General features: G+C 64.7%; 21 protein-coding genes. 12 read left to right on the top strand and 9 right to left on the bottom strand.

What is annotated here, in order from left to right; genetic code table 11:
* Positions 1-48 precede the first annotated feature (48 nt).
* The 4 genes from pdhA (at position 49) to LFT43_RS19465 (ending at position 4,555) form a co-directional block, all read left to right on the top strand.
* A complete protein-coding gene (pdhA, locus tag LFT43_RS19480) occupies positions 49-1,254 on the top strand; it encodes a pyruvate dehydrogenase (acetyl-transferring) E1 component subunit alpha (RefSeq protein ID WP_395799669.1) in 1,206 nt (401 codons plus the stop codon).
* Positions 1,255-1,257: 3 nt separating this feature from the next.
* Positions 1,258-2,238: an alpha-ketoacid dehydrogenase subunit beta gene (locus LFT43_RS19475; RefSeq protein WP_395799667.1), complete on the top strand. Its 981-nt coding sequence runs from the start codon at positions 1,258-1,260 to the stop codon at positions 2,236-2,238.
* Between the two features lie 57 nt (positions 2,239-2,295).
* On the top strand, positions 2,296-3,864 hold the full coding sequence (locus LFT43_RS19470) for a dihydrolipoamide acetyltransferase family protein (RefSeq protein ID WP_395799665.1): 1,569 nt from the start codon (positions 2,296-2,298) through the stop codon (positions 3,862-3,864).
* A 124-nt stretch (positions 3,865-3,988) separates the two neighbouring features.
* A complete protein-coding gene (locus LFT43_RS19465; protein WP_395803173.1) occupies positions 3,989-4,555 on the top strand; it encodes a phosphatase PAP2 family protein in 567 nt (188 codons plus the stop codon).
* On the opposite strand, the gene LFT43_RS19460 is transcribed toward LFT43_RS19465, so the two are convergent.
* The 3 genes from LFT43_RS19460 to LFT43_RS19450 form a co-directional block, all read right to left on the bottom strand.
* Positions 4,552-4,890 carry a hypothetical protein gene (locus LFT43_RS19460; protein WP_395799663.1) on the bottom strand — a complete coding sequence of 113 codons (339 nt, stop codon included), beginning with the start codon at positions 4,888-4,890 and terminating at the stop codon, positions 4,552-4,554. The two genes, LFT43_RS19465 and LFT43_RS19460, sit on opposite strands and share 4 nt — an antisense overlap.
* Before the next feature lie 148 nt (positions 4,891-5,038).
* On the bottom strand, positions 5,039-5,467 hold the full coding sequence (locus tag LFT43_RS19455; protein ID WP_265979494.1) for a universal stress protein: 429 nt from the start codon (positions 5,465-5,467) through the stop codon (positions 5,039-5,041).
* On the bottom strand, positions 5,464-6,771 hold the full coding sequence (locus LFT43_RS19450) for a PLP-dependent aminotransferase family protein (protein WP_395799661.1): 1,308 nt from the start codon (positions 6,769-6,771) through the stop codon (positions 5,464-5,466). Before LFT43_RS19450 ends, LFT43_RS19455 begins: the two co-directional genes overlap by 4 nt.
* Positions 6,772-6,885: 114 nt before the next feature.
* Here LFT43_RS19450 and LFT43_RS19445 point away from each other — a divergent pair, with 114 nt between their 5' ends.
* Positions 6,886-7,719, top strand: a complete 834-nt coding sequence (locus LFT43_RS19445; protein ID WP_395799659.1) for an isocitrate lyase/phosphoenolpyruvate mutase family protein — start codon at positions 6,886-6,888, stop codon at positions 7,717-7,719.
* 8 nt (positions 7,720-7,727) lie between these two features.
* Here LFT43_RS19445 and LFT43_RS19440 read toward each other — a convergent pair whose 3' ends face one another.
* The 3 genes from LFT43_RS19440 to LFT43_RS19430 all read right to left on the bottom strand — a co-directional run bounded on the left by LFT43_RS19440 (position 7,728) and on the right by LFT43_RS19430 (position 9,722).
* A complete protein-coding gene (locus tag LFT43_RS19440; protein ID WP_395799657.1) occupies positions 7,728-8,114 on the bottom strand; it encodes a GerMN domain-containing protein in 387 nt (128 codons plus the stop codon).
* Positions 8,115-8,687: 573 nt separating this feature from the next.
* Positions 8,688-9,086: a DUF1801 domain-containing protein gene (locus LFT43_RS19435; protein WP_395799655.1), complete on the bottom strand. Its 399-nt coding sequence runs from the start codon at positions 9,084-9,086 to the stop codon at positions 8,688-8,690.
* 72 nt (positions 9,087-9,158) lie between these two features.
* Positions 9,159-9,722 carry an NAD(P)H-dependent oxidoreductase gene (locus LFT43_RS19430; RefSeq protein WP_395799653.1) on the bottom strand — a complete coding sequence of 188 codons (564 nt, stop codon included), beginning with the start codon at positions 9,720-9,722 and terminating at the stop codon, positions 9,159-9,161.
* Between the two features lie 124 nt (positions 9,723-9,846).
* Between LFT43_RS19430 and LFT43_RS19425 the strand changes: the two genes are divergently transcribed.
* The 5 genes from LFT43_RS19425 (at position 9,847) to LFT43_RS19405 (ending at position 13,811) form a co-directional block, all read left to right on the top strand.
* A complete protein-coding gene (locus tag LFT43_RS19425; RefSeq protein WP_395799651.1) occupies positions 9,847-10,458 on the top strand; it encodes a TetR/AcrR family transcriptional regulator in 612 nt (203 codons plus the stop codon).
* A 42-nt stretch (positions 10,459-10,500) separates the two neighbouring features.
* A complete protein-coding gene (locus LFT43_RS19420) occupies positions 10,501-11,547 on the top strand; it encodes a Gfo/Idh/MocA family oxidoreductase (protein WP_395799649.1) in 1,047 nt (348 codons plus the stop codon).
* A gap of 134 nt (positions 11,548-11,681) precedes the next feature.
* Entirely contained in the window at positions 11,682-12,377 is a 696-nt protein-coding gene (locus tag LFT43_RS19415) for a hypothetical protein (protein WP_395799647.1), read from the top strand.
* A 133-nt stretch (positions 12,378-12,510) separates the two neighbouring features.
* Entirely contained in the window at positions 12,511-13,062 is a 552-nt protein-coding gene (locus tag LFT43_RS19410) for an RNA polymerase sigma factor (RefSeq protein ID WP_395803171.1), read from the top strand.
* The gene (locus LFT43_RS19405) at positions 13,059-13,811 is read left to right on the top strand and encodes a hypothetical protein (RefSeq protein ID WP_395799645.1); all 753 of its coding nucleotides are present in this window, start codon (positions 13,059-13,061) and stop codon (positions 13,809-13,811) included. The genes LFT43_RS19410 and LFT43_RS19405 overlap by 4 nt, the downstream gene beginning before the upstream one ends.
* Positions 13,812-13,836: 25 nt before the next feature.
* Here the strand turns inward: LFT43_RS19405 and LFT43_RS19400 are convergent, their stop codons facing one another.
* The gene (locus LFT43_RS19400; RefSeq protein WP_395799643.1) at positions 13,837-15,372 is read right to left on the bottom strand and encodes an HNH endonuclease; all 1,536 of its coding nucleotides are present in this window, start codon (positions 15,370-15,372) and stop codon (positions 13,837-13,839) included.
* Positions 15,373-16,027: 655 nt separating this feature from the next.
* Here LFT43_RS19400 and LFT43_RS19395 point away from each other — a divergent pair.
* Complete coding sequence (locus tag LFT43_RS19395) at positions 16,028-18,277, top strand: RCC1 domain-containing protein (RefSeq protein WP_395799641.1); 2,250 nt, start codon at positions 16,028-16,030, stop codon at positions 18,275-18,277.
* Positions 18,278-18,565: 288 nt separating this feature from the next.
* Here LFT43_RS19395 and ald read toward each other — a convergent pair whose 3' ends face one another.
* Positions 18,566-19,684, bottom strand: a complete 1,119-nt coding sequence (gene ald, locus LFT43_RS19390) for an alanine dehydrogenase (protein WP_395799639.1) — start codon at positions 19,682-19,684, stop codon at positions 18,566-18,568.
* A gap of 222 nt (positions 19,685-19,906) precedes the next feature.
* Between ald and LFT43_RS19385 the strand changes: the two genes are divergently transcribed.
* Positions 19,907-21,121 carry a PucR family transcriptional regulator gene (locus LFT43_RS19385; RefSeq protein ID WP_395799637.1) on the top strand — a complete coding sequence of 405 codons (1,215 nt, stop codon included), beginning with the start codon at positions 19,907-19,909 and terminating at the stop codon, positions 21,119-21,121.
* A 9-nt stretch (positions 21,122-21,130) separates the two neighbouring features.
* Here the strand turns inward: LFT43_RS19385 and LFT43_RS19380 are convergent, their stop codons facing one another.
* On the bottom strand, positions 21,131-21,751 hold the full coding sequence (locus tag LFT43_RS19380; protein WP_395799635.1) for a hypothetical protein: 621 nt from the start codon (positions 21,749-21,751) through the stop codon (positions 21,131-21,133).
* Positions 21,752-21,758: the final 7 nt, after the last annotated feature.

Here is a 21,758-nt window from a genome sequence, read left to right as displayed (position 1 = left end):
CAGCGAAATATTTGCTCAGCGTCGGGCTGAAGCAGGCAAGGAGACGGAATGGGCGCAACTCAATTGCCCACCCCCGGGACCAACGGGACGGGACTGGACCTTCAGTCTCCTGCGGGAGGAGCTTCCAGCGATCCCGCAGCCGAGATGATCCAGCTGCTGGGGCCGGACGGCAAGCTAGGAACCGATCCTGTCTTCTCGGACTATGCCAAACGCCTTGAGCCGGAGCATCTGCGCGGTTTCTACGCCGACATGGCCAAGGTCCGCCGTTTCGATCAGGAGGCCACCGCACTCCAGCGGCAAGGCGAGCTGGCCCTTTGGGTCCCCTTGACCGGCCAGGAAGCCGCCCAGATCGGCTCCGGACGGGCCACCCAGCGCCAGGACTACATCTTCCCCACTTACCGTGAGCATGGCGTCGCGTTGACCCGCGACGTGGATCTGGCCGAGCTCCTGAAGCTGTTCCGCGGAATTTCGAATGGCGGCTGGGATCCCACTGAGAACAACTTCCATCTCTATACCCTGGTGCTGGCCGCCCAGACGCTGCATTCAGTTGGCTACGCCATGGGAATCCAGCGGGACCAGAAGTTCGCGGAAGCCAACGGCTCCAACGATCCGAAAGCTGCTGTCGTGGCCTATTTCGGCGACGGCGCAAGCTCCGAAGGCGACGTCCATGAATCCATGGTCTTCGCGGCGTCCTACAACGCTCCGGTGGTGTTCTTTTGCCAGAACAACCACTGGGCCATCTCGGTCCCCACTGAGGTCCAGACCAAGGTTCCCCTTTTCAACCGGGCCAAGGGATACGGCTTCCCCGGCATCCGAGTGGACGGTAACGACGTCATCGCAGTCCATGCTGTCACCGAATGGGCTCTCGAGCATGCACGCGAAGGCCGTGGTCCTGTGCTCATTGAGGCATATACATATCGTGTCGGCGCGCACACAACGGCGGACGACCCCACCAAGTACCGCGAATCCGCCGAAGAGACCGCTTGGCGCGGCAAGGATCCGCTGGATCGCCTCGAGAAGTACCTACGCAACGAGGGCCTTGCCGACGAAGCTTTCTTTGAGCAAGTCAAGGTTGACGGAGACAAACTCGCAGCCCACGTCCGCAGCACCACCCAAAGCTTGAAAGGCCCTAACTTCCGCGAGTCATTCGCCGGAGTCTATGCCGAGCCGCACCCTCTGGTGGCCGAGGAACTTGCATGGTTCGAGGAATACTCCGCCGGATTCGAAGGCGACCACGAAGACGGAGGCAAGTAACTGATGACCACCATGACCATTGCCAAGGCCATCAACGAAGGCTTGCGTGCCTCGCTCACCAATAACCCTAAGTCCCTGCTCATGGGTGAAGACATCGGGCCGCTGGGCGGGGTCTATCGCGTGACTGACGGACTTATCAGGGACTTCGGCGCAGACCGGGTAGTTGATACCCCCCTTGCAGAGTCGGGCATCATCGGCACCGCTATTGGTCTTGCCTTGCGCGGCTACCGTCCCATCTGCGAAATCCAGTTCGATGGTTTCGTTTTCCCCGGCTTCAACCAGATCACCACGCAACTGGCCAAGATGCACTCGCGCAGCGGCGGCAAACTGACCGTTCCCGTGGTCATCCGCATCCCCTACGGCGGCGGCATTGGCTCGATCGAACATCACTCAGAATCGCCTGAGGCCCTGTTCGCCCACACGGCCGGCCTGCGCATCATCACCCCGTCCAACGCACACGACGCCTACTGGATGATCCAGCAAGCCGTCGACTGCACGGACCCGGTGATTTTCTTCGAACCCAAGCGCCGTTACTGGCTCAAAGGCGAGGTAGATACCGAAAACCCCGGACCGGCGTCGGACCCGTTCCTGGCGCACGTCCTCCGCGAAGGTTCCGACGCCACCATCGTGGCATACGGTCCGCTGGTTCCCGTTGCGCTGGCCGCCGCAGCAGCGGCGGAAGAGGACGGGCACAGCGTTGAAGTGATCGATCTCCGCTCGATTTCCCCCATCGACTTCGACACCGTCACTGATTCCGTCAAGAAGACGGGCCGCTTGATCGTTGCGCACGAGGCGCCGACGTTCGGTGGTATCGGGGGCGAGATCGCTGCGCGGATCAGTGAACGTGCGTTCCTGCACCTTGAGGCCCCGGTCATCCGGGTGGGCGGTTTCCACATGCCGTATCCCGTGGCCAAGGTGGAGGAGGACTACTTGCCGGATATCGACAAGATCCTTGAAGCACTGGACCGTTCCCTGGCCTACTAGCCGCCGCTGATTGCACCCTCCGCCACACGGACGGGCCAGCCGAAATCGAGGACCTAAGTGACTGTTAAGAAATTCAACCTGCCGGATGTCGGCGAAGGCCTGACCGAGGCAGAAATTGTCTCCTGGAAGGTCAAACCCGGGGACACCGTGGCCATCAACGACGTCATCTGCGAGATCGAAACCGCCAAGTCCCTCGTGGAATTGCCTTCCCCATACGCAGGCACGGTGGCGGAATTGCTCGTCCCTGAGGGGATCACGGTTGAAGTAGGAACCGCGATCATCGGCATCTCGGACGATGCCTCGGATGAGGCGGTGCCCGCATCGGCACCCGCTGCGCCGTACGCCGCGCAGCCTGCAGCTCCGGCCGCCGAACAAGTCCTCGAGGCCTCGATGTACGGCAAGCTGCCCGAAGACCCCGGAACGTCCGACGGCGGTCCGGCGGGCGGTCCGCTGGTGGGCTCCGGTCCCAAGGCCGACGCCGTCAAACGCCGCCCGCGTAAGCGCCCGGAAGTCGTCGCCTCCGTTACTGCGGCCGCCTCGGCTGCGCCCACCGCCTCTGCGACACTTGCAGCCGAGCAGTCGTCGTCGGCCCCTGCCGTCGAACCCGCAGCGCCGGCGCACGCCGTCGAGCAGCCCGCGGCCGCGACCCGAGGAGCCGCGTCCCAAGAAGCCGCGACCCAGGCGCCGGGCCTCACGGGCCTTGGTGCAACCGTCAGCGGCATCGTCAACCGCGTCCTGGCCAAGCCTCCGGTGCGCAAGATCGCCCGCGACCTGGGCATTGACCTGGCCGATGTCGTTCCCACGGGTGCCCGAGGTGAAGTGACTCGCGAGGATTTGGTCAGCTACCAGGGGCAGCGCGATGCCGAGGTGGATCAAGCCGACAAGTTCTGGGGTGCGTCCAAGAAACCGCAGGATCAGCGTGTGGAACGGATTCCCGTCAAGGGCGTCCGTAAGGCCACAGCCAAGGCCATGGTGGAATCCGCCTTCACGGCCCCGCACGTGAGTATCTTCGTGGACGTCGATGCCAGCCGGACCATGGAATTCGTCAAGCGCCTCAAGGCCTCAAGGGACTTTGAGGGCATCAAGGTGTCGCCGTTGCTGATCCTTTCCAAGGCTGTCATCTGGGCCGCGGCCCGCAACCCTAGCGTCAATGCCACCTGGGTGGAGAACGCCGACGGCAACGGCAATGCGGAGATCCACGTCAAGCACTACATGAACCTGGGAATTGCGGCCGCCACTCCGCGCGGGCTCATGGTGCCGAACATCAAGGATGCGCAGGACCTTTCCCTCAAGGAACTGGCCCTCGCGCTCAACGAGCTAGCCAGTACGGCGCGCGCGGGCAAGACCCAGCCTGCGCAGATGCAGGGTGGCTCGCTGACCATCACCAACGTCGGCGCCTTGGGCATCGACACCGGAACGCCTATCATCAACCCGGGCGAGGTGGCGATCGTCGCATTCGGCACCATCAAGCAAAAGCCTTGGGTGCTGGATGGCGAAGTCATCCCTCGCTGGATCACGACCCTGGGCGGCTCGTTCGACCACCGGGTGGTGGACGGGGACCTCTCCGCCCGCTTCATGGCCGACGTCGCGTCCATCCTCGAAGAGCCGGCGCTGCTGCTTGACTGAGCGGCGCGGCGTTGGCGGCAGGCAGCGCGGCGTTGGGCGACGGCAGCGCGATCTTGAGGCCCGCGGAGGAAGTGCCAAGCCGGCGGCCAGGCCCGCCTCCAGTTTCCGGCACCGCGTTGCGCGGATCCTGACCGAGGTCTTCCAGCCGCCCGCCGTGGTGTCCATCTTGCTGCTCATCAGCCCAGCTGTGGAACCGGGTTTCCCGGGGACAATATGGTTCGGGGTCCTTGGGGCACTCTTTGTGTGCGTACTGCCGCTTGCCTATGTGCTGGTCTTGGTGAGGCTCGGCAAACTGAGTGACCACCACGTCAGCGACCGCGAGGAGCGTGCTCGCTTACTGATGCTTGCCCTGGTGTCCGTGGTTCTCGGACTGCTTGTACTCAACCTCATCCACGCCCCGACCAGCGTCTCAGTAATGATCCTTGCCCTGATTGGTGGGATCGCGGCGTTGGCCGCGGTCAGCCTCGTGTGGAAGATGAGCGGTCATGCCTCGGCAATCTCCGCTGCCGCAGTCATTGCGGCGCTGATGTTCGGACCGGCGTGGCTGCCGCTACTGCTTCTGGTGCCCGCCGTCGGCTGGTCCCGGGTGGTGCTGCGGGACCATACCCGCGGCCAGGTCATCGCCGGTTCGTTGTTCGGCGGGGTGTTCATCGCGGGCCTTTGGTGGGTCCTGCGGAGTTGGCTGATCTAGTAAGACGTGTAGCTGACCGCGAGATCGCGCAATTGCTGGTCGCTCATGCCGCCGATCATTCCAAATGACAGCACCATGGCCAGGGCACCAACGGCCAACATGGCGGAACCAACCACAAGCAACAACTTCCAGTCCGAACGCATGATGCTGCGGAACGTCTCAGGCATCTGCAGCAGCGGGGAAATCATGTTCGGAGCGCTGTCTACGGAGCCGTCGTCGAGAAGTGCCACGATGCGATCATTCGCGCGGTCGAAGCGCATGGCGCTGATGTGGTTGCCGTGGCGGGCGAGCAGAATGTCGTGTCCGACGCGCTGGCGCGGCTGCAGAGTAAGCAAAAGGGATCCCCTACGGGTTGTTGTGATGGGCGGCTCGCGCCCTTGGGGGCCACTCCGATTTTACCGGCGGCATCCTAGCCACACGGCCCAAATCGGGGTGAGACCGCCCACCACAACGCGTGATCCCCGTCTAATGCCTTGCTGCGGCTTAGGGTTCGTCCGTCTTGGCGATGTAGACGTCGCACGGAGCATTGTGGGCCACCGTGTTGGCAACGCTGCCAAGCACGCGTGCCAGTCCTTGCATGCGACGGTTGCCGACGACGATCAAACGCGCCCCGACGCGTTCGGCCTCGCGGATCAATGCTTCTCCGGGCTTGCCGCGTGCTGCTGTGTAGGTGATTTCAAGCTGGTCACTGTTGAGCTTGCCGGCAACTCCGCGGGCAACCTTCTCGGCGTCGTCGGCGTCAGAGACGATCCACCGGTCGCTGCCGCTTTCAAAGACCTCGGTGCGGTCGCTGTCGAATGCTGTCAAGACGCGAAGGCTGGCTCCCAAGGCGACCGCGAGGTCCCTGGCCGCCTCGGCCGCCCTCATCGCGGTCTCACTGCCGTCTACGCCGACCACTACGATTCCGCTCATGATGTAACTCCTTTGTTGATGGTGTCGATCGCCCCGCGCAGTACCGGTGCTAAACGGCGGACGCCTTCGGCAATGGACTCAGGTGGCACTGCGCTGAAGGCCAATCTCAGTTTGTTGGACGGTTCGTCCGAGTGCGTGAACGCCGCGCCGGGGATGAACACGACCCCTGCCTCGATCGCCTTCTTGAGTAGCGGGTAGGTGTCCACGCCGTCGGGCAAGGTTACCCAGACGAAGAAACCGCCCTCGGGCCTGGTCCAGCTGAGGCCGGAAGGCATGTGCTCTTCCAACGCTACGAGCAGGGCGTTGCAGCGTTCCTCGTACAGGGCCCGGTAGGTCTCAATCTGCCCGCGCCAGTCGTAATCCCGAAGATACGCCGAGATGATCATCTGATTCAGGGTGGGCGGGCACAAAGTCACGGCTTCCGACGCCAGGTAGAAGCGCCGCTGCAGGTGTTCGGGAACAAGCGCCCAACCGATACGGAGGCCCGGGGCGAAGATCTTGGAGAATGACCCCATATAGATGACGTCATGCGCATTCGCTGCCCGCATCGGCGCGAGGGGGTGGCCGTCGAAACGCAAAAGACCGTACGGGTTGTCCTCGAGGACCAAGATATTCGCGTTGCGGCATATATCTACGATCCGCTGACGGCGCCCGGGGGCAAGAGTGATGCCGGAAGGATTGTTGAAGTTGGGGATCGTGTAGAGGAACTTGATGTTCTTGCCCTCGGCCTGAAGCTCCGCGATCTTGGCTTCGAGCAGCTCCGGGACCAGGCCGTCGTCGTCCATGTCCACTGTCTCAACCTGGACCTGGTAGGCCTCGAAGGTGTTGAGGGCGCCCACATAGGTGGGGTTTTCGACGAGCACGACGTCGCCCGGATTGCAGAAGACCTTGGTGGCAACGTCCTGGGCCGATTGGGAACCTGCGGTGATCACGACGTTTTCCGGCCGGGCGTCGGCGATTCCTTCGGCGGCCATGATTTCGCAGATCTGGGTGCGAAGTTCCTCGGTGCCCTGCCCGCCGCCGTACTGCAACGCTGTCATGCCTTCTTCGGCGATGATGCGCGCGGCGGTCTGGCCAAGTTTCTCGAGGGGGAGGGACTGCAGGTAAGGGTTCCCGCCAGCGAGGGAGACGAGTCCTGGGCGCATTGAAATGTCGAAGACATCACGCACGGCGGACTGCTTGATGTTGGCGGCGCGCTCCGAGAAGAGTTCCTCGTGGCGGTGGGCGGCAGTTGCTGCTCGCTCTATTGCGTCAATTGCTTCAGCGGGCAACTCCGGCCCGGCATCCAATGTTTCGTGGGTCACAGTGACAGGATACCCCGCGGAGTTGCCAGGAAGGCAACAGATGTTTCATCCCATTTTCATGATTCGGGGTGCGATTCGCTTTACGTCCGGCTGCCGGGAGGCTGGAATAGAGCCATGATGATGCATCCCGAACTCGAATCCAAGGCCTTCCGTTTCCACGAGCTCCACGCCGTGCCACTGGCGCCCTTGGTTCTGGTGAATGCGTGGGATGCCGTATCTGCGCGGATGGTCGAAGAAGCAGGCGCGACGGCAGTGGCCACCTCCAGTTCGGCGGTCTCGTGGAGCTTGGGGTACCAGGACGGGGACCACCTGCCGCGGCAGCTCGCGATGGAAGCGCTGTCACGGATCGCAAAAGCCACCCACTTACCGGTTACTGCCGACATCGAGACGGGCTACGGACGCACTGACGAAGAGCTCCGGACCACGGTCCGAGCGGTGCTGGACGCAGGCGCCGTCGGGATCAATATCGAAGACTCAGCGGAACAGCCGCTCAGCGACATCGCGGAACAGTCCAGGCGCATCGCCCTGGTAAGGCAGACGGCCGACGACGCCGGAGTTGGACTGTTCATCAATGCGCGCACCGACACCTACTGGTCCCGAAAGTTTCCGGACACCGCATATGAGGAAACGCTTCGCCGGGCGGACGCCTACCAGCGGGCCGGAGCGGACGGAATATTCGTGCCGGGGTTGGCGGATCTCCATATTCTTCATGAACTTTCCCGACGGATCAGCGTGCCGCTGAATGCGCTGGCCGGGCTGGGTTCGCCGTCGCCCGGAGAATTGCACGACGCCGGCGTGCGGCGAATCAGCATTGGCGGCAGCACTGCCAGGGCCGCTTACGCGACGGTCTCCCGGCTCGCAATGGAAGTTCTAGGCGACGGGAACTGGTCGGGCCTCGCCGGAACCCTGAGCTACGCAGACATGGACGCGCTCTTCGGCGGGAGGTAGTGCCGGCCTCAACGCGAGCTTAGGACGTCCGCCAGGGTGCGCCCGTCGATATAGATCGCGGCCTGGGACGCCCCCGTGGCCGCCACTGCGGTCTGGGTCAGCTGGGTTTCGATCCGTGGGTGGTCGCACACGCCTCCTGGACGAAGGGAGCCGCTGAGGTTCACGACGGCGGTGGATCCGTCGAGGTAGCCGGAAACGTAGCGCAACGCGGAGCCCGAGAGCGCGTTGTACAAGCCTGCCCGGGTTGCGGTGTCATCAGGCGCGAGCAGCTGCCCCATTGCCGCGGCGAGGGGGTCGCCGCCTCCGGGGGCACTGAGTTGCACCGCCACCAAGCTGTCATCGCAGCCGAACCGCACGCCGCGGCTGCCGGCGTCGCCGATTGCCACAAAGTACACGGCCGTCCCGGACGGTATGTCAGTGGCTGGGAGGGGTAAAGGCGCCTGCGGACTCGGGCTTCCTGACGCAGAAGACTCGCCCCGGAGCGAAGCGGCCGGGGTGGGTGTCTTTGTGTTTCCCGGGGTCTGGCTTTGCGTCGGCGATGGTCTGGGGGTGCCGCTTGCTGGGCCGGACGTGGCTAGCGGAGCCACGGGAGGCCCGTTGACCCACGGAGGAGGCGCAGGACGGGGCGTCGGAACCGGCCCGGCCACGGGCGCCTGAGTCGCCCGAAGGTAGCCTTGCGAAGCGGAGGGCGAACTGGCCGGAGGGCCGCCGTCAGGGGAAGCGCAGCCAGCCAGGCAGAGCGCGAGCGATAGGCACAATGCGGCGATCGCCGTCGTCGTGCCTTCCACGCCGCGCCTGACCCGCATGACAGCCCCGCTCCTGCCCTGATCACCCCTGGTGCCTGTAACTCAACGTTACGGCTGGCCGCCCGGGTGTGGGCCGCTCCGCCCGTGACGGTTCGGCCTCAGCTCAGTCACGGAATGGTAGCGGTCCGGGGCAGACTGCTTCCACTTCCTAGCCCGTTCCGGCTAACGCGCTCCTTTGATCTTTCGCCAGCCGCCTGCGCGGTTGTTGGCCGCGATCTGCCTCAGCATGGTGAGGAGCGGGGCACTCGGGATCACGTCGTGCTGGTAGAAGGTAATCGTGCGGGCGGTTTTGTTGTCGTGCCCAGAGGTGATGATGTTGTCCGGGTCGGGGACAATCGCGCCGTCGTAGAGGAACAGATTAACGTGGTCCTTGGCTGCGAGCAGGGCGCAGACGTTCCCGTCGAGAACGAAGTAAGGCTGCGTGCGGCGCTTGATCGTTTCGACGATTTCGGGTTCGGCCTCGTGGATGAGGTCGCGCAATTGCTCGCCGATGGCGCGTTGCCAGTCGGGGAGGACCTCGAGGTAGGCGTCGACTTCGGGGTGGCGGTTGTACTCGGCCATGCCGCCATCGTATCGACAAAGAACACCCCCGCCCACGCCTCGACGGCGGGACGGGGGCGAACCGGGGAAAACTTAGGCTGCGGCTTCTTCCTGGACGGCCGTCAGGGGCTCGAAGATGCCCTTGATCTGCTCAACAACCTCGGCGTCGTCCTTCGGGTGCAGTTCGGCGAAGCGGATCATGGAACCCGGAACGGCAAGCTTGACGTCTTCGAGAACCTTGGCGCCCGCGATGCCGGCGGCCTTGCGGGCCTCGTCCTGTGCCCAGACTCCACCGAACTGGCCAAAAGCGGTACCGACGACGGCGGTCGGCTTGCCTGTCAGCGCACCGGCGCCGTACGGACGGGACAGCCAGTCAATGGCGTTCTTGAGCGACGCCGGCATGGTGCCGTTGTGCTCCGGGGTGACCAGCAGGATGGCGTCGGCTTCGGCGGCGGCAGCGCGGAGGGCTGCGGCTTCGGCCGGGACCTGGCCTTCGACGTCGATGTCTTCGTTGTAGAACGGGATGTTGCCGAGGGAACCGTGGATCTGCACATCAACGTTTTCCGGGGCGTTGAGCTGGATGGCTTCGGCGAGCTTGCGGTTGTGGGAATCGGCGCGGAGGCTGCCAACAAGGGCGAGAACGGTGTTCTTGGACATGGGAACTCCTTGGGTCTGGCCGCGGACGGTGCCGCAGGCGCTCGGTTTCTGAGACATTTTCTGCCTTCGTACGTTCTAAACGGACTACGGTCCGGTTTATATTCCCGAGGCTAGAATGTTTTTTGTGAGCCTCATCCCTATCCGGCCAGAGTTGCCTCTAGGGGCACCCCCGGAGCGTAGCGACGCCGCGCGCAACCGCGAACGGCTTCTCCAGGCTGCCAGGGAGCTCGTGGCTGAACACGGAGTGGACGCCATTACGATGGACATGCTCGCCTGCCGGGCCGACGTCGGGAAAGGGACGGTTTTCCGACGCTTTGGCAGCAGGGCAGGACTCATGATGACCCTCCTGAGCGACGCCGAATCGGACTTCCAACGCCAGTTCATCTTCGGTCCGCCACCGCTTGGCCCGGGTGCGCCTCCACTTGAACGCCTCATTGCCTTCGGCGAAGCGCGCATCAAGTACGTCGAAGAGTACGGTGAACTGGCCCGTGCAGCGGCCGAGCATTCTCCGCAAAACCGGCACGACGCCCCTCCAGTCGTGTTGTGGCACCGGCACCTTGAGATGCTGCTGCGGGAAGCGGGCCTGGACCGCGATCCTTGGCTTCTGGCTCTTTCCCTCGGAGCCACCCTGGATCCCGAGCGCATGCTCCATTCCCTCCGGGCTCACGGAATCGCGCCGGAGCGCCTCGCCGAGTCGTGGCGCGAGCTCGTCACGCGCCTGCTGAAAGACCGCTGACAAAACCTTCGCCGGGCTGTCTTGGCCCGGTAGCGTAGCGGCATGACCCACACACCGATCCGCACCGCCGTCGTCGGCTATGGCCTTTCCGGCAGCGTCTTTCACGCGCCGTTCATCGCAGCCAATCCCGCGTATTCCCTTGGGGTGATCGCCACCTCGGACCCGCGCCGCAAAGCCAAAGCGCAGGAACGATACCCGGGTACGAAGCTCGTTGACGGACCGGATGACGTCCTCGCGCTTGCCGGAGAGTTGGACCTCGTAATCCTCGGCACGCCGCCGGTTACTCACCACCGGCTCGCGAAGGCTGCGCTGGAAACCGGGCTCGACGTCGTCGTGGACAAACCGTTCGCGGTGAACAGCGCACAGGGGCAGGATCTGATTGAACTGGCTGCGAGGCTGGGCCGCGTGCTCACGGTCTACCAAAACCGCCGCTGGGACGGCGACGCGCTGACCGTGAAGAAGCTGCTCGATGCCGGGACGCTGGGTGAGGTAATGCGCTGCGAGGCGTCGATGGAGCGTTGGGCGCCCGAAATCAGCAAGGCCTGGAAGGCAAGCGCAACAGCCGACGACGGCGGTGGGCTGCTTTTCGATCTTGGCACCCATTTGCTGGACCTCGCTGTGCAGATGTTTGGGCCTGCGGAGGTCATCCACGCCGAAATCCTGGCGCGGCGGCCGCAAGAAAAGGCGGATGACGACGTCTTCCTTGTCCTGAAGCACCCGTCCGGTGTGATCAGCCACGTTGCCATGAACGTCAACAGCCAGCTCCACGCTCCACGCTTCCGCATCTTGGGCAGCAAGGGCGGCTTCGTGAAGTACGGAATCGATCCCCAGGAGCCGTTCATCCTCGCAGGCGGGCTACCCACGGATGGCCGCTACGGCGTCGACGATCCGCAGCACTACGGCACCCTGGAAATCGACGGCGTGCGGACCGCCGTTCCCACGGAACGCGGCGCCTACCAGGAGTTCTACCGCATCCTTGGGGAGAAGATCGTCGACGGCGGTGCCGCCTCCGCTTTGCCGCTCCCAGTGGATCCGGCCGGCCCAGTCGAGGTACTCAAGCTGATTGAGCAGGCCAGAGCGCTCGCCTGAAAGTTTTTTGGATCGGGCGTAACTTCTCCGGGGGCGCCAGCGATGTAAGGGGAGTGTGGGCAACGTCCGCACTGATCATCCGGTAGCGACAAAGCCGCTGCCGGAGCAGTCCAAAAACGTTTGTCGGAGGTCTCATGTCCTTGTTCACTGTCCTTGCCACCAGCAAAATCGCCGCTAGCGCCCTGGCAGTCGGAGCTGTCGCAGTTGGCGGAACCGGCGTCGCAGCCTTCAGCGGAGCTCTTCCCACCGAAATCCAGCAAAGCGCCCACGAGCTGGTCGGAGCCCCGGCTCCCATCGCGTCCAACGCAGCCGAGACCGCCAAGTCCAAGGCCGCTGACGCGTCCGAGACCGCCAAGTCCAAGGCCGCTGACGCGTCCGAGACCGCCAAGTCCAAGGCAGCCGACGCCGTGGACGCGGCTAAGTCCAAGGCTACTGACTCCGTGGGCGACGCGAAGTCCACGGCCGCAGCAGCAGCCGCGTCCGCCAAAGCCACCGCGCCTGAGGCATTCGGCCTTTGCACGGCACTGCTCAACGGTGGTCTGAAGGGTGACGCCAAGGTACCCGGTTACTCCTCCTTGGTTGTTGCAGCCGGCGGCGAAGCCAACGTCAAGGCACACTGCGCAACAGTAGTGACCGAAGGCAAGGCTGCCGGACTGAACGCCGACGTTTCTGCGTCCGCGAAGGCTGACGCCGAAGGCACCGCTACGCTGCCTGCTACGCCCGCCGTTCCGGCTGTTCCGGCAGTGCCGTCCGTACCGGCTGTTCCCGCAGTGCCGTCCCACGTCCCAAGCGCTCCCGTGGACGTACCGGCCGATTCTGTCCGCCCGTAACACTGCGGCTACGCTTGAACGGCGGGGCTCCTTGGCTAAATGACAAGGAGCCCCGCGACGCAACAGACGGCGGCAGTGGTCATTTCCCAGGCCAGGGACGATGACCGCGCTGCGTGGGATGGAGGGGTCGCGGGTGCTGGACCCTTTGGCTGATGAATATTTGCAGGCGGACGAGGAAGATCCCGCACTGCTCTTCACAGCTGCCTACAACGAGTTTTCCGGACCGGTGTTTGGATACCTTCGCGCCCGCGGCGTAGACGATCCGGAAGCAGTTACCCAGGACGTGTTCCTGGCTCTCTATCCCAAACTGGATACCCTCCGAGGAGGTCTCCAGGGGGCTAAGACCCTGCTCTTCTCCATAGCGCACGCGCGAATGGTGGATCACTATCGCAAGCGGGAACGCACCCCTGATTCCGCGCCCTACGAATCCGATCTGGATTCGCGGCGCGCGCCTTCGGCCGAGGACCAGGCATTCGGGCATGGGGGAGGCCTGGGCGTGACCGAGATACTGGCCGACCTTAACCCTGACTACCGGGAGGTCCTGGCACTACGGGTCGTGGCGGACCTGTCGTTGGAAGAAACAGCGGCCATCATGGGCAAGTCCCAAGGAGCCGTGAAGCAGTTGCAGCGCAGGGCATTGAGTGCACTGAGAGAACGTGCACTACTAAGGAATGGCACATCATGAGCGAAAAATCCGCATCCTTCGGCGAGCAGGGCATTGACCGCCTGCTTGCTGATGCCGGGCTCGACGAAGCGTACGAGATCCGGACCGAGTTGCTGGAACTGCGCGCACTTGCGAGCACCCGGCCGCAGCCCTCGGCGGCTGTGCAAGCCTTGATGGCACCGGCCCGCGCGGCGATCGCCCCTGCTGAGGCTGTTGCGCCGGTTGAGTCTGTTACCGCTGTGGAGGCGGCTTCCGGCGCGGCGGCTGCACCTGTTGATGAACTGGCCGCCCGTCGCCGCCAAAAGAGCCGCTTGACCTTCGCCGCTGTTGCCGTTGCGGCTTCCCTTGCCGCCGGAGCTACCGCAGCGGCCGCGTCCGACGGCGGGATTCCGGGAACGATTGAACACTTGGGCGCCGTAGTGGGATCGGTCGTTTCCCAGCTCAGCCCTGGATCGGGCGGCAACGTTCCGCAACAACAGGGGACGCGCCCGGAGCCTGGTCCCATGCCCACCAGGGGAACAAGCATTCCCGCGTCGCCTTCTCCGGAGTCCTCCAACCCCGACGCCCAAAACAACAACCCGCATCCATCGCCGCATGCCACTCCCGGCACTACCGCGTCCGGGTCCGAGTCGGATCCGCGTAATGGGTTGCGTGACATCGCCAAGGGCCGCCCGGGACCTATCACGATCCCGACGCCGGCGGTCCCAACGCTCCCGTTGCCCCAGCCCGTTCCCTCGGAGATCCTCCCGGGAAGCCCAGTCAAGCCGTAACCTGCGTCGTGCTCGGCTGAGCCGCTTAGGCGGCGGCTTGCAGTTGGGTGACGCGGGCGTACTTCAGTGCTTTGGTCTGTCGCCGTAGCTTGCGTCGGTGGCGCCTGGAATGCGGCGGGGTATCCGGCGGGTCTGTGCTTCTTGTCAGTCTGGTTCCCGGCAGTGGTGGGGCCGTCGAGCGGTAGGTATGCCCAGTGGGGGTGCGGATGTCGAGGACATGCCGTGTCCCGGGGCTTGTTGTTGCTGCTCCGGTTTGTGCTGTCCAGCCGGTGAGTTCTTTGGTGTGGTTGCAGGATTCGCACAGGCCAGCACCGTTGGCCAGGCTCGTGGTGCCGCCGTCGTGCCATGGGACGACATGATCGAAGTGCCTGATGGGTGCGTCGCAGTACGGGGTGCGGCAGGTGTCGTCGCGGGCCTGGATGAAACGCCGCAAACCGGCCGGGAAAAGCCGTGCCCGGGAATCGACGCCGACAAGCTCCCCGGTTCCGGGAGCGGTGTAGAGGCGCCGGAGCCAGAGCTTCAGGTCCTGGCCCTTCCCGCGCTGGCCCGGATCGACGTGGCAGGGCCGTTTGCCTCCGTCTTGGTTACCGTCGGCAGGACCTTGGTTCCCGGTGAGGATTGCCCGTGCCCAGCCCGCGGGGACGATGCCGTAGCCGGGCAGGCGTGCCGGTTCGGCATCGCCCTGGAACAGGGTGCGGTCGGTCATGACGAGCTGGACTTCCACCCCGCTGATGCCTGCGGGGGTGCCGGTGGTGCGTTCGACGAGGGCGTCGGCCATGAGTTGACCCTGGGACCGGGTGTCCCCGGCGTTGCGGAGGGTGTCGGCGTGCCGGGACAGGGCCGCGTGCACGGCCACGCCCTGGGCAACCGGGAGCAGTGCGGTCAGGTAGGTCATTGTGTCCGGTGCCGGGCGCAGGCTGACGTGTCGCTCCGCCGCCGCATGGCTTGCGCGTTGGGTGACGGAGCGGGGGTCCCGCCGGTACGTCGCGGCCCGGGCCGCGGCGATGATCGCCCGGTCACCGGCGCCGTCGAAGGTCCCCGTGTCGGCGGCCAACTCCTCGTCCACCGCGCACCGGTCCTCTGCGGACAGGCACGCGGTTTCCTTCACGAGCAGGGTCGTCCGCCACTCGTTCAACTGTCCTGACTCGAGGGCGGCAAGGGTGTGCGGCATTTCGCTCACGAGGGCCTTCGCGAATCCGTGGAGCCGGGATCCGCGGGCCGGGGACTCCCGCCGGGCCAACGCGATTTGTGCTCCGACCCCGCGTCCCTGTTCCTCTGCCGGAACACCGGCCGCCGCGTCGGCGCTGCGCTGGGCGGCATCGAACGCGACCGCAATCCTCGCCTGAGCGGCCCCGGCCGCTGACTTCAGGTCCTCAAGGGCACGCAACTGGTTTATCAACTCGGCGCGGTCGCCAGGTTCGGTGCCGGCGGCGTCGCGCCGTAGTGAGGCAACGGCATCGATCAGATCCCGCACCCAGGCATCTGACACAGGAGCATCCGGACCCGCGCCGCCGGACGGCGCGCCCGCTCCGATCAGCTGTGTTCCCCGAATGCCGGCCATAAACCAAGCATTTCAGGGACCTACGACATTAGGCCGAAAAGACCCGTCCAATCGAAAGAACTTAGAAGAATTTGAAGAACTACGTAGGGCGGGCCATCGATAGTGAACTGCACCCCAAAGCTTGGAGGCGCTCCCCCCGATAGGCGCTTTCATCGAGAGCCAGGGCTCCCAAGGACTCGACTGCGGCCGCCAGGAGTACGTCATCCTCGATGGAGGGTTCCACTCATTCCGGACGCCGTCGGCGGCCAGGTCTTCCCAAAAAGGATCAGGAAACCGCCGCCGCACACGCCGAAGCCCGCGCCACCACCCGGGAGCACGTCCACCATGCCCTTCTCCAACGTGTCTCCCCGGAAGTGAAGAGTACCGGTGGAGGAGAAGAGTCAATCCTTCTCGCCCTACTTCACGCAGACAGACGCTGACCAGGGGAGTTGCCGCCCGGCAGGCGGACCAGAGAAGAAACCGCGAACCGCGACCCCGGCACGCAGGAGATGCCGGCAAGTAGAAACAGGCGGTATTGTCTGGCCCGCGCCGGGCGTCCTTCTGGGTTCCCTCTCCGTTCGAGAGACCTTGTGGTAGCTTGCGTTGGAACTAGTTTGGGGTCGTGTCGCCGGTGTCGGGGCATCTAGGGGGCATCGTGGTTTATTCAAGTGCACGGATGAGGCGTGGCACTGCCGGAGTGGCGGCAGTTCTGGGAGCCCTGATGGTTTTGTCGGCCCTGGCGGCGCCCTGGGCGCAGGCGGAAACAGCGGCAGGACCGGCGCAGACGCCGGTAGCGCTAGCAGGTACGACGTCGAAACCAACTACTGAGGGCGCGTTTGTTTCGATCGCTCCGACCCGGTTCCTGGATACCCGGAACAGTGCGCCCGTGAGTCCGGACGGGACGGTGTCCTTCCAAGTGGGTGGCGTGAACGGGATCCCGTCCGACGCGGCGGCGGTGGTCTTCAACCTCACCGTCACCGGGGCGAAATCGGCCGGTTTCATTACCGCTTATGCTTCCGGAACCGAGCGGCCGAACTCGTCGAACGTGAACTTCGCGGGAGGCCAGACGGTCCCTAACTCCGTGGCTGTCCCGGTCGGCGTCGACGGTAAAGTCACCCTCTTCAACCGGTCCTCGGGCACTACCGAGTTGATCGCGGACGTCTCGGGCTATTACCTTCCGGGCGCGCCGACGGTACCGGGCGCGTTCGTGCCCATCAATCCGACCCGGCTGCTTGATACCCGTAGCAGTTCGCCCGCGGGTCCGGACGGGACGGTGTCTTTCCAGGTCGGCGGCGTTGTTGGGATCCCGGAGGATCAAACAGTCCCGAATTCCGTCACTGTCCCGGTCGGCGCGGACGGTAAGGTCACCGTCTTCAACCGGTCCTCCGGCACCAGCCAACTGATCGCCGATGTCTCCGGCTATTATCTGGCAGGGACCCCGACCGTTGCGGGTGCGTTTGTACCGGTGCCGCCGAACCGCTTTTTGGACACCCGCGACAGGGGCCCCGTGGGCCCTGACGGGGTCGTGTCGTTCCAGGTTGGTGACCGGCCGGGTTCCTCGAACGTGAACTTCACGGTCGGGCAGACGGTCCCGAACTCGGTCACCGTTCCTGTCGGATCCGATGGGAAGGTCACTCTCTTCAACCGGTCCTCCGCGAACTCCCAGCTGATTGCGGATGTTTCCGGCTATTACTTGCCCGGAGCGACGACGAGTTCGGCTTTCGTTTGGGGCGACAATAGCGCAGGACAGCTTGGCAACGGTACCGTTGCGAACAGCCTCGCGACGATCGGTGTTGCAGGGTGGACGGACGTGGTCATGGTCGCGCAAGGCCGCGAGAACAGGTTCGCGTTACGGGCTGACGGCACGGTTTGGGCGTGGGGTCTGAACCACCGGGGTCAGCTAGGCGACGGCACGACCGAGTACCGCTTTACCCCGGTCCGGGTTCTCGGCCTGACGGGGGTCATTTCCGTCGTCGCCGATATCCATTCCGACCGCGCCTATGCGTTGTTGGCTGATGGGACTGTCCGGGCTTGGGGTGATAACTACGAGGGCCAGTTGGGTAACGGCACCACCGGCTACAGCCCGACCACGGGTTACAACGAGGCCACAGGCTACAGCAGCGTCCCGGTTCAGGTTGTGGGTCTGAAAGGGGTGACTTCTCTCAGCGCCGGCTTTCTCGCCACCTATGCGGTGTTGGCCGACGGGACGGTCCGTGCTTGGGGTACCAACGCCACCGGTGAGTTGGGCGATGGCACGACGATCGACAGGAATGCACCGGTCCAGGTCGCTGGCCTCACCTGCGTCGAATCGCTGTCGGTAAGTTACGGGAACGCATATGCTCTGCTCACCGATGGAACTGTCCGTTCATGGGGTGACAACTACAGCGGTGAACTTGGTTCCGGGTCCTCAAGCCCCTACAGCAGCACCCCGGTCCAGGTCGCTGGCCTCGCTGGTGTTGCCTCACTTACTTCCACTGGTTTTGGCGGTTACGCGCTGCTCACCGATGGCACAGTTCGTGCGTGGGGGTCTCACGCCGGTGAACTCGGCGGAGGACCGATGGGCCAAAACAGCGCTCTACCGGTCAAGGTCCCGGGCCTGACCGGAGTCGCTTCAATCTCAGCCGCTTCCGACGCGCCTTACGCAGTGTTGGCTGATGGGACGGTCCGCGCCTGGGGTTTCAACGTCAACGGGCAGGTCGGGAACGGAACCACGACGTACACGCCTTCCCCGGCCCGGGTCACCGGACTGACCAGAGTTGCCTCGATCACGTCGAACGGATACAGCACGTACGCGCTGCTCACCGACGGAACAGTCCGTGCCTGGGGTTACAACGGGGAGGGCCAACTCTGCAACGGAACCACCGTCGGCAGCCGGGTCCCAGTGCAGGTCCAGGGGCTCGCCAACGTGAAGAACCTGACGATGTAGGGAGCCTGGCCGGTGGAGTGCGCCACCGGGACCGGAGTGACCGGTAGTAGACGTTTTGCCGTCCCCCGAGTGTGGGACGGACACGGAAAGGAACACCGGACCTCCTACACCAGCGAAACGACTGTGCGTTCCCGGCTCCGCGTGGCCCGCGCCGGCACTGGTTGTGTCCTGGTCCGGTGCCGTGTCTTTGCGACCTCACCAAAACCCGACGGCGGGGTGCCGCTTCCCATGGAAGCCGCACCCCGCCGTCGGGCTCGTTAAACCGCGCTCGCTAGAGGCGGAGAGAAACTAGGCCGAGACCAGGTTGTGCCAGTCGGCGACGAGGGGCAGGTTGTGCGCCTCGGAAACCGAGTGGTGAGCCACGTGGCCTCCGGCGATGTTGAGGCCGGCAGCCAGGGCGGGGTCGCGGTCGAAGGCGGCCTTGACGCCCAGGTTGGCAAGTGCCACTCCATAACGCAGGGTGACGTTGGTCAGTGCGTAGGTGGAGGTGTTGGGAACGGCGCCGGGCATGTTTGCGACGCAGTAGAAGATCGAGTTGTGAACCTTGTACGTCGGTTCCTGGTGGGTGGTGGGGTGGGTGTCCTCGAAGCAACCGCCCTGGTCCACGGCGATGTCCACCAGTACGGAGCCCGGCTTCATGCGGGAGACCAGCTCATTGGTGACCAGCTTGGGAGCCTTGGCGCCGGGGATCAACACGGAGCCAATGACGAGATCTGCGTCGACGACTGACTTCTCGATCTCGTACGCGTTGGAGGCGACGGTCTTCAGGCGGCCCTGGTAGAGGGCGTCCAGTTCGCGCAAGCGGTTGATGTTGATGTCCATGATGGTGACATCGGCACCGAGGCCCAGGGCCATCGCAGCGGCGTTCGTTCCGGCGACACCGGCGCCGAGGACAACAACCTTGGCCGGGCGGACGCCCGGGACGCCGCCCAGCAGCACGCCTTTGCCGCCGGCGGGTGCCATGAGGGAGGAAGCCCCGACGACTACCGACAGTCGCCCAGCGACCTCGGACATGGGTGCCAGCAGGGGCAGGGTGCGGCCTTCCTGCACGGTTTCGTAGGCGATGGCCGTGACGCCGGAGTTGATGAGCTCCTGCGTCAGCTCGGGCTCAGCGGCCAGGTGCAGGTAGGTGAAGAGGATGAGGCCCTTGCGGAAGCGGTGGTACTCGGCCTTGATGGGTTCCTTGACCTTCATGACCATGTCAGCGCGCGCCCAGACGTCGTCGGCTTCGGCCACGATCTCAGCACCGGCAACCGCGTATTCCTCGTCCGTGATGCCGGAGCCCAGGCCCGCGCCGCGCTCCACCAGGACGGCGTGTCCATGGGTGCGGAACTCGTGAACCCCCGCGGCGGTGATGGCAACGCGGAACTCGTTGTTCTTGATCTCTTTAGGGACACCGATAATCATTTTTGGGCTCCATGTTCGAAAGGCTTCAACGGCCTTTTTCTTCTGCGGGGGACTGTGATTCCAGAATAAATCCGCTGTGAGCCAAGCGACATGAAGAGCGACGACCGCCGTCATGAACTTCCTTGGATTTCCGGGGTTTTTGCCTTCCCAGGCTCGACATTTGTCGATGCTGAGAGCGTCAGGTGTCGCCTGATGTTCGTTGCGCAAAGTAGTCTTTTCTCCATGCAGCAAGACGTGGAGAAAATCGTCGAGGACGTCGCACTCAAGTTGGGCCGTGGGCTCTCCCTGGAAGACCTCGACGGCGTCCTGCTCGCCTACAGTTCCAACCAGTCCCATGCGGACCGCGTGCGCGTGAATTTCCTCCTGAGCAAACGGGTCCCGGTGGACGTCAGTGCGTGGCAGCTTTCGCACGGCATCGCTACCGCGGTGCGTCCCGTCGTCGTACCCGCCAATGAAGAGCTCGGCATGGTGGGGCGCGTCTGCGTCCCGCTGCTGGTGCGCGGTTTCCGCGTGGGGTACCTCTGGGTCCAGCAGGACCTTGACGAGCAGACCGCGACGGCGATCCTCGCCGAGTTGCCGGGCGTCCGGGACGAGCTGGACCTCCTGGCTGGACTCCTGCTCGATTCCAATACGGCCGAGTCGGAGTTCCGGCGCCGCCGCGAGCAGGAATTCCTGGCTGCGTGCCAAGGAGAATCCAATGCGGTGGCGGCCGTGGCCGGATGGAAGGAAATCCAGGGTCGGGGCCCGTGGCAGTTGGTTACCGTGCTCGACGCAGAGGACAGTCGCGGCGTCGCCGATCCCATCGCGGCCACGCTGACGCACCGTTCCGCGGCGCTGCAGGCAACTATCGGCGTCGATTCCGTACTTTTCAGCGCCGGCACCGAGACCCATTCGGTCCTGCTGTTCCGCGAAACCGGCGGCCGGGCGGAACATGCGCAAGTCCTGGTCCACTATCAGCTAGAGCTGGCCAAGCGAGCCGGCCGGAAGGTGGACCGGGTCATCCTGGGCATCAGTGAGCCGTTTTCGCTTGTCCGCCAACTGGGGCGGGCCTACCGGCAATCGAAGCTCGCAGCCCAGGCTGCCGCCGTCGATCCTCCACTCGGCGAGCTGGTGGACAGCCGCGCGGCGGGCATCTACCAGTTGTTCGAACGGCTACAGGCGCCTGGCGGCTGGGATGATTCGGGCTCTTCATATTTCCAGGCGATCGAGGACGCAGACCGCAACGGCGAGCTCCTGCCCGTGCTCGAACTGCTTTATGACAGCGACGGTTCGGTCCAGGACGTGGCCACGAAGCTGCACTTGCACCGCAGCAGCATCTACAACCGGCTGGCCAGGGTACGGCAACTCATCGGTGCTGATCCGTCGAATGGCGCCATCCGGCTCGAACTCCACGCAACCCTCAAAGCGCGCCGCTGGGCGGGGCGGCCGCGGATTTGAGGGTTGCCCTCACTGCAGGACTCCACTTGCAGCGTCCAAAATCGCTGCCAAGTCCACGCCTGGTTGGGTAGGCTGCGGCGTGGCCGTCGATGCGCTGCCGGGCTGTACCGGTGGCTTCGGCTTCGATTGACCAGGTGGCGTGTGAGAGGACGGGTCGGTGGGGGTGGGCGTCGGTGAAGGCGGGTCGGTGGGGGTCGGGGTCGGGGTGACCGTGACCGGGGGAGCCGGGCTGGGAACCGGGGCGGGCTGCGCCGGTGTGGGAACGGCCGGCACCGGAACAAGGCTTGGGGGCAGCGCGGACGGGACTACCGAGGGAACCCGAATGGAGACTGATGGTGCCAACGCGCTCGACGGCCCGCCGACGGCGGGCGCTTGCTGCGACCCTTGCGCTTGGTCCGCCGTGGTCTTACCGGTCCTTGCAGCCGTGGCGGCTGCCGAGCGCGAAGCTGTTGCACCGGGGGAGGCGCTCGCCGCAGTGGAAGCAACGCCGGGCTGAGTGGAGCTTTGGCTTTCCGCCTTCTGGGCTTGAGATTCCTGGCCGAAGAAGGGCAAATCAAGGGCTTGGCCCAGCGAACCCGCCGTCAACAGGATGCCAAGGGCTCCGGCCACTACTGCCATTCGGTTGCTCATGGTCCGG

Source organism: Arthrobacter sp. FW306-04-A, from assembly GCF_044358315.1.
GTDB lineage: Bacteria > Actinomycetota > Actinomycetes > Actinomycetales > Micrococcaceae > Arthrobacter.
The sequence above is the reverse complement of the archived record's forward strand: the minus strand, read 5'-3'. Positions and strand labels throughout refer to the sequence as shown.